Source organism: Zavarzinia sp. (assembly GCF_041650655.1).
GTDB lineage: Bacteria > Pseudomonadota > Alphaproteobacteria > Zavarziniales > Zavarziniaceae > Zavarzinia.
The window spans coordinates 15,517-28,206 of sequence record NZ_JBAZKR010000061.1; the positions used below are offsets into that span (position 1 = coordinate 15,517).

The 12,690-nt window shown below is 68.0% G+C and carries 9 protein-coding genes; 8 read left to right on the plus strand and 1 reads right to left on the minus strand.

Going from position 1 to position 12,690, the window contains the following annotated elements; genetic code table 11:
• Positions 1-17: 17 nt before the first annotated feature.
• Positions 18-1,004, minus strand: coding sequence for a dihydropteroate synthase (folP, locus tag WC493_RS14505; protein WP_373066244.1), 987 nt, complete (start codon positions 1,002-1,004; stop codon positions 18-20).
• 147 nt (positions 1,005-1,151) lie between these two features.
• Here folP and rpsT point away from each other — a divergent pair, with 147 nt between their 5' ends.
• The 8 genes from rpsT to WC493_RS14545 all read left to right on the plus strand — a co-directional run bounded on the left by rpsT (position 1,152) and on the right by WC493_RS14545 (position 12,603).
• On the plus strand, positions 1,152-1,427 hold the full coding sequence (rpsT, locus tag WC493_RS14510) for a 30S ribosomal protein S20 (protein ID WP_373066245.1): 276 nt from the start codon (positions 1,152-1,154) through the stop codon (positions 1,425-1,427).
• A gap of 489 nt (positions 1,428-1,916) precedes the next feature.
• Positions 1,917-2,348, plus strand: a complete 432-nt coding sequence (locus tag WC493_RS14515; RefSeq protein ID WP_373066246.1) for a rhodanese-like domain-containing protein — start codon at positions 1,917-1,919, stop codon at positions 2,346-2,348.
• Positions 2,349-2,429: 81 nt separating this feature from the next.
• Positions 2,430-3,944, plus strand: a complete 1,515-nt coding sequence (gene dnaA / locus WC493_RS14520; protein ID WP_373066247.1) for a chromosomal replication initiator protein DnaA — start codon at positions 2,430-2,432, stop codon at positions 3,942-3,944.
• Between the two features lie 275 nt (positions 3,945-4,219).
• Positions 4,220-5,341, plus strand: coding sequence for a DNA polymerase III subunit beta (gene dnaN, locus WC493_RS14525; protein ID WP_373066248.1), 1,122 nt, complete (start codon positions 4,220-4,222; stop codon positions 5,339-5,341).
• 6 nt (positions 5,342-5,347) lie between these two features.
• Positions 5,348-6,505: a DNA replication/repair protein RecF gene (gene recF, locus WC493_RS14530; protein ID WP_373066249.1), complete on the plus strand. Its 1,158-nt coding sequence runs from the start codon at positions 5,348-5,350 to the stop codon at positions 6,503-6,505.
• A gap of 19 nt (positions 6,506-6,524) precedes the next feature.
• On the plus strand, positions 6,525-8,969 hold the full coding sequence (gene gyrB, locus WC493_RS14535) for a DNA topoisomerase (ATP-hydrolyzing) subunit B (protein ID WP_373066250.1): 2,445 nt from the start codon (positions 6,525-6,527) through the stop codon (positions 8,967-8,969).
• A 258-nt stretch (positions 8,970-9,227) separates the two neighbouring features.
• Positions 9,228-12,413: a type II CRISPR RNA-guided endonuclease Cas9 gene (cas9, locus tag WC493_RS14540; RefSeq protein ID WP_373066251.1), complete on the plus strand. Its 3,186-nt coding sequence runs from the start codon at positions 9,228-9,230 to the stop codon at positions 12,411-12,413.
• Positions 12,394-12,603 (plus strand): hypothetical protein, encoded by a 210-nt coding sequence (locus WC493_RS14545; RefSeq protein ID WP_373066252.1) that lies wholly within the window; start codon positions 12,394-12,396, stop codon positions 12,601-12,603. Before cas9 ends, WC493_RS14545 begins: the two co-directional genes overlap by 20 nt.
• The last annotated feature ends 87 nt before the right edge of the window (positions 12,604-12,690 follow it).

The following is a 12,690-nucleotide window of genomic DNA, read 5'->3' on the forward strand; positions in this document are numbered from 1 at the left end:
CCGGTCTCGGATGGTCGCTATTCGCTTATAGCCAAGGTGCGCCAGATTTTCACCGCCTGTACGGTCTCGACCACGTCGTGGACGCGCAGGATGGCGGCGCCCCGGTCGAGCCCGGCGAGGCCCGCGGCGAGCGAGCCGGGCAGGCGCTGGTCGGGTGCCACATTGCCGGCGATCGCACCGATGAAGGATTTCCGGCTGACCCCGAGCAGGATCGGCAGGCGGAGCGCATGGAGCGCGTGCAGCCCGTCGACCAGCGCCGCGTTATGGCCGACCGTCTTGGCAAAGCCGATGCCGGGATCGACGATCAGCCGCGACCGGGCGATGCCGGCCGCTTCGGCCCGGGCGCAGGCGGCTTCCAGCTCGGCCGTCACGTCATAGAGAAGGTCGTCGTAGTGCGGCGCCTGCTGCATGGTGGCCGGTGTGCCGCGGGCATGCATCAGGACGACCGGACAATCGACCGTGGCGAGAAAGGCGGCGGCTTCTGGATCATAGGCCAGCGCCGAGACGTCGTTCACGATGTCGGCCCCGGCTTCGAGCGCGGCCTTCATCACCCCGGCCTTCCGCGTATCGACCGAAATCGGCACACCCAGGCGCTTCGCTCCCTCGATCACCGGGCAGACACGGTCGATCTCTTCCGCGACCGAGACCGCGTCGGCGCCGGGCCGGGTCGACTCGCCGCCGATGTCCAGCATGTCGGCCCCGGCCTCGACCAGGCTCTCGGCATGGGCGACGCCGGCGCTGCCGAAATAGCGCCCGCCGTCTGAGAAACTGTCCGGCGTGGCGTTCACGATGCCCATCACCCGGGGCAGGCCGGGATCGGGATAGGCGGGGGCGGCCTCGAGCGGCAACAGGCGGCGGTGGACCGCGCCTCCCTCCCGCTTGGCTTCGACGTGATGGCCATGGGCGAGGGCGGGGCCGAGCGGCAGGGCCAGGCCGGCCGCCACCGCGAGACGGGCATCGGCACCGCGGAGCAGGCCGGCGGGGGAAATCTGGGAGCTGGACATGACCGCTTTCTAACACCATTCAGGGGGCGTCGGCGACAAGGGGGAAATCGGCGGCGCCCCGGGCAGATTCGTTTTGACGGAGGCGCGATCAGGTGCTATTCGTCCCGGCTCGTTTTCAGGGTTATCCACACCGCAGGTCAGAACACTATGGCGAATACGGAATCGGCGAAAAAGCGCGTGCGCGTTACCGAGCGGCGCACCGCGACCAATCGCGCCCGCGTCTCGCGCATCCGCACTTTCATCAAGAAGGTCGAGCTGGCGCTCGCTGCCGGCAACGCTGCCGAAGCCAAGGCGGCCTTCGCCGCGGCCGAGCCGGAAATCGCGCGCGGCGTCATCAAGGGCGTGCTGCCGAAGAACACCGCCTCGCGCAAGATCTCGCGCCTGTCGGCGCGGGTGAAGGCGCTCGGCGCCGGCGCCAACTGATCGGGTCCGGCCGCCGGCCCGCTTGACGGGCGGTGGTCTTCCCACTGGCCGGACCTCGGGTCCGGCATGCGCGGCCCGCCTTCGCGGGCCGTTGGCGTTTGCCCTGACTCCGCCCAATAGAACGGTAATGGGATAGGGGATCACAATGTCGCACGGGGGCTGGCGGCGAATCTTTGCCCGTTCGCGCTTCAGTCCAGTTGCTTCGCCCCGAGCCCGTTGATATTGTGTTGTTCCTCGCAGGGCTGGCGGGGGATTAATCGAGCGATAAGAAATATGCGCTTCTTTTCCTGTAATTCGGGATCGGAAGCTCAAGTATTACTTGCGCGATTGATCTTATAGGCGAAGCAACCGTCGTTGCAGCCGAATGGTCTTCCGTCCCGCGAGAAGGGGCGGCGGGTCTTCGTCGATCGGTCTTCAGGTCTCGAGGGCGCCATGCGCCGCGGATTGCTGAACGACAGGTCGCGCCGTGCTTTGGAGAGGAGTCGGGTCGTGGCGGAATACGCGGGTGATATCACGCCAGGTGACGCGTGGCGTATCCTCAGCCAGGACTCTGGCGCTGTGCTGGTCGACGTGCGCTCCCAGGCTGAATGGAGCTTCGTCGGCGTGCCCGATCTGGCGGCCGTGGGGCGCAAGCCCGTATTGGTCGCCTGGGCACATTTCCCCGGCATGGTGGCCAACGAGAGTTTCCTGCCCGAAGTTCAGGCTGCATTGACCGGTGCCGGCCGCAAGCCGGGGTCGCCGGTGCTGTTTCTGTGCCGTTCAGGGGCGCGTTCGCGGTCGGCGGCAATTGCCGCGACGGCGGCGGGCCTGACGCCGGCCTACAACATCGTCGGCGGATTCGAGGGCGATCTCGACGCAGCGCGGCACCGTGGTCTCACGGGCGGCTGGAAGGCGAGCGGTCTGCCCTGGGTGCAGAGTTGAAGTAGGGACTGGCCGGTCGAGGCGTTGCGCGACCGGCGGTCGGGTCGATCTTTCCGGGGTGTTCGGGCGGGTTCAGCGGGTATGGGCGACAATCAACAATTCGAGGCAGCCTGGACGGCGGTCAAGAAACGCCTCCGGCTCGAACTCGGTGACAACACCTTCCAGAGCTGGATCCGGCCGCTCGGGCTCATGGAGCTGCGAGACGGCGGGGCGGTCGTCCTGGGCGTGCCCACCACCTTCATGCGCGACTATGTGCGCAGTCATTTCGCCGATCGCCTGATCGCGCTCTGGCGCGCCGAGGACCCGCGGGTGAGCCAAGTCGAACTCGTGGTGGCGCCGCGGGCTCAGGCCACTGCGGCGACCGCGGCAGGTTTGGCGCGGCCGGTGGTCCCGGGGACGGTGACGCCCCCGGCGGCGACATTCTCGGCGGCGGCCCCGTCGGGGGGGCCTCTGCCGCGCGACCCGGTGCCGGCGGCCGCGCCCTCGCAGGTCGTGGCCCGGGCGCATGGCTTCGTCTCCGCAGGCAGTGCCGCGGTCGCGGTGGTGCCGCCACCCGCCCAGGACGTGGGCGTGGGGGCGCCGCTCGACACGCGTTTCACCTTCGACAATTTCGTGGTCGGCAAATCGAACGAGCTGGCCCATGCCGCGGCCCGCCGCGTCGCCGAGGGCGAGGCGGTGAAGTTCAACCCGTTGTTCCTCTATGGCGGGGTCGGGCTCGGTAAGACCCACCTGATGCACGCGATCGCCTGGGCGCTGCGCGAACGCGCGCCGCACCGCAAGGTGATCTATCTCTCGGCCGAGAAGTTCATGTATCAGTTCATCCGGGCGCTACGCTTCAAGGACACCATGGCCTTCAAGGAGCAGTTCCGTTCGGTCGACGTCCTGATGATCGACGACGTCCAGTTCATCTCGGGCAAGGACAGCACGCAGGAAGAGTTCTTCCACACCTTCAACGCCCTGGTCGATCACAACCGGCAGGTCATCATTTCGGCCGACCGCAGCCCGACCGACCTCGAGGGGATCGAGGAGCGGATCCGCTCGCGCCTCGGCTGGGGCCTGGTCGCCGACATTCACCCGACCGACTACGAGCTCCGCCTCGGCATTCTGGAACAGAAGGTCGAGAGTGCCTTCACTCATGAGGTGCCGCGCCGGGTGCTGGAATTCCTGGCCCATCGCATCACCTCGAACGTGCGCGAGCTCGAAGGCGCGCTCACCCGCGTGGTCGCCCATGCCGATCTGGTCGGCCGGCCGATCACCGTCGACATGACCCAGGAAGTGCTGCAGGACCTGCTGCGCGCCAACGACCGGCGGGTCACGATCGAGGACATCCAGCGCAAGGTCGCCGAATTCTACGGCGTCCGACTGAACGATCTGCTCTCGGCCAGGCGCGCCCGGGTGATCGCCCGGCCGCGCCAAGTCGCCATGTATCTGGCGAAGCAGCTCACCACGCGCTCGCTGCCCGAGATCGGCCGGCGCTTCGGCGGACGCGATCATACGACGGTCATTCACGCCGTTCGCAAGATCGAGGAACTCTGCGCCGCCGACGGCAGCTTCCACGAGGATATCGACAGCCTGCGGCGAATGCTGGAAGCCTGACGCCGCGGTTGCGAATCATTTTCGCGACGACTTCACCCCGCGCCCTGGCCCGGACTGGGCGAGCCCGTAAATTCCCTTTTCCCGCCAAGGGCTTGGCAGGGGAAAAATAGGGCTGGCGGGCGTCTGCTCATTTGCTACTCTCATCCCCCGTGTCGCCGTCTGGACCGAGGTCCGTCGGCCCAGATCAGGCGGTGCGTGGCCGGGTTCTCCGGTTCCGCCTTTGGCCCGCCCGGGCCATGACCGACGCTTCGAGACTGACGCACCGAGATCCGAGCATGCAGCTTCTCATTGAACGTGGCGCCCTGTTGCGCACCCTCGGCCACATCCACAGCGTCGTCGAGCGTCGGAACACGATCCCCATCCTGTCCAACGTGCTGATCGAAGCGCGCGACGGTCAGTTGCACCTGACCGCGACCGACCTCGACCTCGCCATCGTCGAGAGCGTGCCGGCCAATGTGGTCCAGGCCGGCGCCACCACGGCCCCCGCGCATACGCTGTTCGATATCGTGCGCAAGCTGCCCGAGGGGACGGACGTCGAACTGACCTATCGGGCCCAGGACGGCGGGCGCATGACTCTGGCCGCCGGGCGCTCGCGCTTCCAGCTCCAGTGCCTGCCGCGGGAGGATTTCCCGGTCATCACCGACGCCGGCCTGCCGCACAGCTTCGCCCTGCCGGCCAGCGCCCTGCGCGACCTGATCGACAAGACCCGCTTCGCGATCTCGACCGAAGAGACCCGCTATTACCTGAACGGCATCTATGTCCATGCCGCGGATTCGGCCGGTCTCGCCGTGCTGCGCGGGGTCGCCACCGACGGCCACCGTCTGGCCCGTTTCGAGGTGCCGCTTCCTGCCGGCGCCGCCGGTATGCCGGGCGCCATCGTGCCGCGCAAGACCGTGAACGAAGTCCGCAAGCTGATCGACGAGACGGAAGGCGATGTCGAGATCGCCCTGTCCGACACCAAGATCCGCTTCGCCTTCGACGACGTCGTGCTGACCTCCAAGCTGATCGACGGCAGCTTCCCGGAATATTCCCGCGTCATCCCGACCGCGAACGACAAGCTGCTCGAAGTCGATCCCCGGCTCTTCGCCGCCGCGGTCGACCGCGTCTCGACGATTTCGACCGACAAGACCCGCGCCGTGAAGCTGATCCTCGACCAGGACCGCATCACGCTCTCGGTCACCAGCCCGGACAATGGCTCGGCGGTCGAGGAGGTGGCGGCCTCCTATCGGTCGAGCCCGATGGAGATCGGCTTCAACGCCAAATATCTGCTCGACATCACCCAGCAGATCGAATCCGACGTGCTGCGCATGGTGCTGGCGGATTCCCTGGCCCCGACGCTGGTGCGCGACCAGGGCGACGAGGCGACGCTCTACGTCCTCATGCCGATGCGGGTCTGAGGCCAGATGGTTGCTCTCCAGGCGGCGAGGGAGGGGGATCCGGCCGCGGCCGGCCGCCATCTCGGCCGGCTGGTGCTGACCGACTTCCGCTGTTACGAGCGCCAGGAACTGCGGCTGGACGGGCGCCCTGTGGTGCTCGCCGGGCCCAATGGGGCGGGCAAGACCAATGTCCTCGAAGCGGTTTCCCTGCTCTCGCCGGGGCGCGGCATCCGCCATGCCAAGGCGGCGGAGATCGCGCGCATCGGCGGCAGCGGTGGCTTCGCCGTGGCGGCCCGGATCGAAGGCGGCGACCTGGCGGCTCCGGTCGAGATCGGCACCGCCGTGACCCCCGGCAGCGAGCGGCGCCAGGTGAAACGGGACGGGTCGCAGGTGACCCAGGCGAGCCTGGCGCGCGAACTCTCCCTGCTCTGGCTGACGCCGGCCATGGACCGGCTGTGGACCGAAGGGGCGAGCGGCAGGCGCCGTTTCCTCGACCGCCTGGTGATGGCGCGCCGGCCCGGCCATGCCGAAGCCCATATCGCCTATGACAAGGCGCGCGAAGAACGCCTGCACCTGCTCGCCGAAGGGCGGCGCGACCCCGCCTGGCTCGCCGTGCTCGAAGAGCGCCTGGCGGGCGAAGGGGCGACAATCGCCCTGGCCCGCCGGGCCACGGTGGCCGAGCTGAACGCCGAGATGCAGGCGGGCGAGAGCCCTTTTCCGCGTGCCGACCTCGCCCTTACCGGCGAGGTGGAGACCTGGCCGGAAGCGACGGCGGAGGCCGTGGCGGCGCGCCTGAAGGCGACGCTCGCCGCCGCCCGCGGCCGCGATGCCGAGGCGGGCGCCCAGACCGTCGGGCCGCACCGGGGCGACCTCGCCGTGACCCATGCCGGCAAGGGCCTGCCTGCCGCGCAATGTTCGACCGGCGAGCAGAAGGCCCTGCTGATCGCCATCGTGCTGGCCCAGGCGTCCCTGGTGGCACGGGGCGAGGGGCGGGCGCCGCTTCTCCTCCTCGACGAGGTCGCGGCCCATCTCGATCCCGGCAGGCGCGGCCTGCTCTACGACCTGATCGCGGGGCAGGGACGCCAGGCCTTCCTGACCGGCACCGAACGGTCGCTCTTCGCCGGCCTCGAGGGCCGGGCCCAGTTCTTCGACGTCCGCGACGGCCAGGTCGCCGCGGCCGCGTAACCTTGAAGGTTCATCGATCATGAGCACGAACGAGTCCCATCGCCGCGATACCGTGGAAGGTGCCGCCCATTACGGCGCCGAGGCGATCCAGGTGCTCAAGGGCCTCGATGCCGTGCGCAAGCGTCCCGGCATGTATATCGGCGACACGGACGACGGCTCGGGCCTGCACCACATGGTCTACGAGGTGGTCGACAATGCGATCGACGAGGCACTGGCCGGCTATTGCGACCGGGTCCTCGTCGTCCTGAACGCCGATGGTTCCTGCACGGTCGAGGACAACGGCCGCGGCGTGCCGACCCAGATCCACGAAGGCGAAGGCGTTTCCGCCGCCGAAGTGATCATGACCCAGCTCCATGCGGGCGGCAAATTCAACCAGGATACCTATAAGGTATCGGGCGGTCTGCACGGCGTCGGCGTTTCGGTCGTCAATGCGCTGTCGTCCTGGCTCGACCTCCGCATCTGGCGCGACGGCAAGGAGCATTACATGCGCTTCCGCCACGGCGTGCCCGAGGCGCCGCTGAAGGTGGTCGGCCCGTCGGACGGCAAGACCGGCACTCAGGTCACCTTCCTGCCCTCGACCGGGACCTTCACCCAGGTCGTGTTCGATTACGAGACGCTGGAGCACCGGCTGCGCGAGCTGGCCTTCCTGAATTCCGGCGTCCGCGTCGTGCTCGAGGACCGCCGCGGCGTCGAGCCCAAGATCACCGACCTCCATTACGAAGGCGGCGTCGAAGCCTTCGTGCGCTACCTCGACCGCAACAAGAAGGCGCTGGTCGAGACGCCGATCGTGATTCGGGGCGAGAAGGACGGCATCATCCTCGACGTCGCCATGCAGTGGAACGACGGCTATCACGAGAACGTGCTCTGCTTCACCAACAACATCCCGCAGCGCGACGGCGGCACCCATCTGGCCGGCTTCCGCGGTGCCCTCACCCGGACCGTGAACGGTTACGCGACCGAGAGCGGCATCGCCAAGAGGGAGAAGGTCACGCTGACCGGCGACGACGCCCGCGAAGGGCTCACCTGCGTCCTCTCGGTCAAGGTGCCGGATCCCAAATTCTCCAGCCAGACCAAGGACAAGCTGGTCTCCTCCGAAGTCCGCCCCGCGGTCGAGAGTCTGATCAACGAGAAGCTCCAGCAATGGTTCGAGGAGCATCCGGGCCCGGCCCGCACCCTGGTCTCCAAGGTCTGCGAGGCGGCGGCCGCGCGCGAGGCGGCCAGGAAGGCGCGCGAGATGACCCGGCGCAAGGGCGCCTACGACGTCTCCAACCTGCCCGGCAAGCTGGCCGACTGCCAGGAACGCGATCCCGCCAAATCCGAACTCTTCCTCGTCGAGGGTGACTCGGCGGGCGGTTCGGCCAAACAGGGGCGGAATCGCGCCTTCCAGGCGGTGCTGCCCTTGCGCGGCAAGATCCTGAACGTGGAACGCGCCAGGTTCGACAAGATGCTGTCCAGCCAGGAGATCGGCACGCTGATCACGGCGCTCGGCACCGGCATCGGGCGCGACGATTTCAACATCGACAAGATCCGCTACCACCGGATCATCATCATGACCGACGCGGACGTGGACGGCGCCCATATCCGCACCCTGCTGCTGACCTTCTTCTACCGTCAGATGCCCGAACTGATCGAGCGCGGCTACCTCTATATCGCGCAGCCGCCGCTCTACAAGATCAAGCGCGGCTCCTCCGAAGTCTATCTGAAGGACGAGCGCGCGCTCGAAGACAATCTGATCGACGTCGGCCTCGACGGCGCCGTGCTCACCCTCGGCGACGGCACCCAGCGCGCCGGTAACGACCTGCGTGCCGTGGTGCAGCAGGCCCGCATCGTGCGCAGCCTTCTGGCCGCGCCGGCCCGGCGCTATGCCCTGCCCGTGGTGGAACATGCGGCGATCGCGGGCGCGCTCAATCCGGCGGTGCTGGCCGATCCGGCCCGCATCCAGGCCGCCGCGGAACGCCTGGCGGCCCGTCTCGACCGCCTGGCGCGCGAGGGCGAGGACGGTTGGGGCGGCGAAGTCGGCGTCGACAACACGCTGATCGTCGCCCGCGAAGTGCGCGGCGTGCGCGAGGTCCATGCCCTCGACGCCGGCCTGGTTCGCTCGGCCGAAGCGATCCGCCTCGACGAATTGGCGCCCGAACTCCAGGCCCTCTACAGTGAGCCCGCCCGCCTGTTCCGCAAGGAAGGCGAGACGAAGATCCACAGCCCGACGGATCTTCTGGAAACCGTGCTCGCGGTCGGCCGCAAGGGCCTCAGCATCCAGCGCTACAAAGGCCTCGGCGAAATGAATCCGGAACAGCTCTGGGAAACCACGCTGGACACCGAAGCCCGCACGCTGCTCCAGGTCAAGGTCACCCACGCCGACACGGCCGACGAAATATTCGCCAAGCTGATGGGCGACGTGGTCGACCCGCGCCGCGAATTCATCCAGGAAAACGCCCTGGCGGTGGCAAACCTGGACGTCTGACTTCCCGGGGCGCAGGCGCCCCGCCGGATCTATACCCTGGATGCAAGAAGGGGATGGGCCGCAGCCCATCCCCATTTGGTGCCGTTTCGGCTTGTTAACGGGTGGCCCCCAGTCACCAGACCGCTAAGTCCAGACCGCTAAGTACGGTGTTTGCCAACCGCTAATCGTCAATAGAGTAGAGCGTTCCACTTTGACCTGTCGCTGTCAAGGCACCATCCTGGCGGGATATTGGCAGGGCAGGCATCCGGGGGGTGGAAAATGGCGGATCGTTCCTATCGTCTCGGCCTCGATCTCGGCTCCAATTCGCTCGGCTGGTTCGTGATCTGGCTCGACGAGGAGGAGCGGACGGCTGGTCTCGGCCTGGGCGGCGTCCGGGTCTACCCCGACGGGCGGGACGAGCGTTCGCGCGAGTCGAACGCCATGGCGCGGCGGCTGGCACGCAGCCTGCGCCGGCGCCGGGACCGCTACGTCCGGCGACGGGCGGCGGTGATGGCGGCGCTGATCGAGGCCGGCTTGATGCCGGCGGAGGCGGCGGCCCGCAAGGCGCTCGAGGCGCTGGATCCTTATGAACTGCGGGCCGCTGCGCTGGGCGGGCCGTTGCCGTTCCACCACATCGGCCGGGCGCTGTTTCATATCGACCAGCGGCGCGGCTTTCTGTCGAACCGAAGGACCGACAAGACGGGCGGGGAAGACGGCCTGATCAAATCGGCCGCTGGTCGCCTGCGGGCGGCGATGGAGGAGCGGGGCGCGCCGACCTTGGGCCATTTCATGGCGGGGCAGCGTCGTGCCGGGCGGGCGGTTCGTACCAGGAAGCGCGGCAGTGGCGCCAAGGCCGCTTACGATTTCTATCCCCAGCGCGACATGCTGCTGGCGGAATTCGAGGCAATATGGCGTGTACAGGCCGGTTTCCATCCGGCTCTGACCCAGGCCTGGCATGACCGCCTGCGCGATCTCGTCTTCTATCAGCGGCCGTTGCGGCCCGTACCGGCCGGGAAATGCACCCTGCTGCCGGCGGTGGGGCCCGGTGACGAAGAGGGCTTCCGTTGTCCGCGCGCGCACCCGCTGGCCCAGCGTTTCCGCATCTGGCAGGAAGTGCGCAACCTGCGTGTCCAGGTCACCGGCCAGCCGGCCCGTCCCCTGACCCTCGATGAGGGTAACAAGGTGGCGGCGGCGCTCCTCGGGGCGGCCAAGGTCGATTTCGATCGGATGCGCAGTCTCCTGAAACTTCCGGCCGAGGCGCGCTTCAATCTGGAGAGCGAGAAGCGCGACCATTTGAAGGGCGACGAGGCGGCGGAGGTCCTGTCGAGGAAGAAGTACTTCGGCAAGGCCTGGCGCAGCCTGCCGCTCGACCGCCAGATCGAGATCGTGACCGCCCTTCTTAAGGAGGAAGACGAGAGAGCCCTGGTCGACTGGCTGGTCCGAACGGCCGGCGTCGGTCGGGAAACGGCGCAGGCGGTGGCCGGCGCATTGCTGCCCGAGGGCTATGCCCGCCTCGGCCTCCGGGCCATTCGCCTGCTCCTGCCGAAGATGGAAGGCGGGCTCGACTATGCTGCGGCCTGCGAGGCCGCCCTGGGCAAGTCCCATTCCGGCGGCCCGGCCAGCGAGCGCCGGGGCCGCCTGCCCTATTACGGCGAATGGTTGCAGGACGACGTGCTGGGTACCGGCGAGCCCGGGGATCCGCCGGAAAAGCGCTTCGGCCGCCTGCCCAATCCGACTGTCCATATCGGCCTCGGCCAGGTCAGGCGCGTCGTGAACGCCCTGATCGAGCGCCTGGGGCCACCGGCACAGGTCGTGGTCGAGATGACGCGCGATTTCCGCCTGTCGCCGAGGAAGCTGGCGGAGGTCGAGCGCGAGCAGGCGGCGAACCAGCGCCGGAACGACGCGCGGCGCAGCGAACTGCAGACCCTCGGCTACCCGGTGACGTCGCAGAATCTTCTCAAGCTGCGCCTGTGGGAGGAGTTGAACTTCAAGGATCCCGCCGACCGCCGCTGCCCCTATACGGGCGAGCAGATCGGCATTCGGCGTCTGCTGTCCGACGAGGTCGAGGTCGATCATCTGATCCCCTTCAAGACCAGTTTCGACGACAGTCCGGCCAACAAGACGGTGGCGATGCGCTACGCCAACCGTGCCAAGGGCAAGCGCACGCCGCACGAGGCCTTCGGGTCGAGTCCGCCGCTCGACGGTCACGCCTATTCCTGGCCCGATATCACCGCCCGCGCCGCCCTGATGCCGCGCAACAAGCGTTGGCGCTTCGCGCCCGACGCGCTGGAGCGTTTCGCCGCCGAGGGAGGCTTCCTGGCCCGGCAGCTGAACGAGACGGGGTGGCTCGCACGGATGGCGAAGGATTACCTGGCCGCCGTGGTCGACCGCGACCAAGTCTGGGTCGTGCCCGGCAAGCTCACGGCCCTGCTGCGGGCCAAGTGGGGGCTCAATTTCTCCGACGCCAAGGACCGGAACGACCATCGCCACCATGGCATCGACGCGCTGATCGCCGGTCTGACCAGCCGCAGCCTGCTGCAGGCGATCGCCTCGGCCAACGAGGCGGAGCGCGAGCGGGTCGAGATTCCCCTGCCGTGGCCGGCCCTGCGTGACGAGGTGGCGGCCTGGCGCGCCGGCGTGACAGTCTCGCATCGGCCGGACCACGGCGTCGCCGGCCGCCTACACGAAGAGACGGCCTATGGCCTGGTCGCCGATCCGGCAGCGGAGGAGGGGCGTAATCTCGTCTACCGCAAGGCATTCACGGCTTTGACCGAACGGGAACTGGGCGCGATCCGCGATCGCCGCCTGCGCGACATGGTCCTGGACCATTGGGGGGCGGCCAAGGCGGCGGGCGTGAAGCTCGACCAGGCCCTGCGCGATTTCGCGGCGACGGTGGCGGGGCGAGATCCTCACGTAAGGGGCGGGATCCGTCACGTGCGCCTGCTGAAGCCCGAGCGGGAGGACTACCTCGTGCCGGTGATGGGGCCGGATGGCAAGCCCTACAAGGCCTATGCTGCCGGGGAAAACGCTTTTGTCGACGTCGTCGAAACATCCGCAGGCAAATGGCTTGGCGTCGCCACCAGTGTCTTTCTCGCCAATCGGCCGGGGTATCGGCCGGCCTGGGCAGACGATCCGTCGCTCACCTTCGTGATGCGTGTCCACAAGGGCGACCTTCTGCGTCTCGACCGTGACGGCCGCAGCGAAGTGATGGTAGTGCGCCAGCTCGATGCTGCCAGCGGACGCTTCAAGCTGGCCGGCCATGCAGAGGCGGGCAAGCTGCAGGATCGACACGACGACCCCGACGATCCTTTCCGCTGGCTCATGGCGTCCTACGGCACGCTGAAGGCGATGGGGGCCGAGAGGGTCAGGGTCGACGAATTGGGAACGGTCTGGCGGATCCCCGCGGAAGAGGGCCTGCGTCACCTGCAGCGCATGGAGCAGCGCCGTGATCGGCCGCGTGGTTGAGATCGCGACAGACGGGCGCTTCGTGGCGCTCGATCGCGGGTTCCTCACCGTCTCCGAAGCCGGGGCGGAGGTGGGGCGGGTACCGCTCGATGCCGTCGCCGCCCTGGTCGCCAATGCCCATGGCCTCGGATTCACCAACAACATTCTGGTTGTTATTCGGCGTGGAACATTGACCCCTGTAGAGGGGTAATCGGCTTCCAATTTTGACCCCCTCAATCTTGTCGTTGGCAAGCTATCCGCGTGCAGTTGCGAGCGGGTGGCTGAGGGATGTTGATTG

Excerpts from the sequence above, each read along its gene's own strand:
- folP (WP_373066244.1), bottom strand. The coding sequence starts at position 1,004 with ATGTCCAGCTCCCAGATTTCCCCCGCCGGCCTGCTCCGCGGTGCCGAT.
- rpsT (WP_373066245.1), top strand. The coding sequence starts at position 1,152 with ATGGCGAATACGGAATCGGCGAAAAAGCGCGTGCGCGTTACCGAGCGG.
- dnaA (WP_373066247.1), top strand. The coding sequence starts at position 2,430 with ATGGGCGACAATCAACAATTCGAGGCAGCCTGGACGGCGGTCAAGAAA.
- dnaN (WP_373066248.1), top strand. The coding sequence starts at position 4,220 with ATGCAGCTTCTCATTGAACGTGGCGCCCTGTTGCGCACCCTCGGCCAC.
- recF (WP_373066249.1), top strand. The coding sequence starts at position 5,348 with ATGGTTGCTCTCCAGGCGGCGAGGGAGGGGGATCCGGCCGCGGCCGGC.
- gyrB (WP_373066250.1), top strand. The coding sequence starts at position 6,525 with ATGAGCACGAACGAGTCCCATCGCCGCGATACCGTGGAAGGTGCCGCC.
- cas9 (WP_373066251.1), top strand. The coding sequence starts at position 9,228 with ATGGCGGATCGTTCCTATCGTCTCGGCCTCGATCTCGGCTCCAATTCG.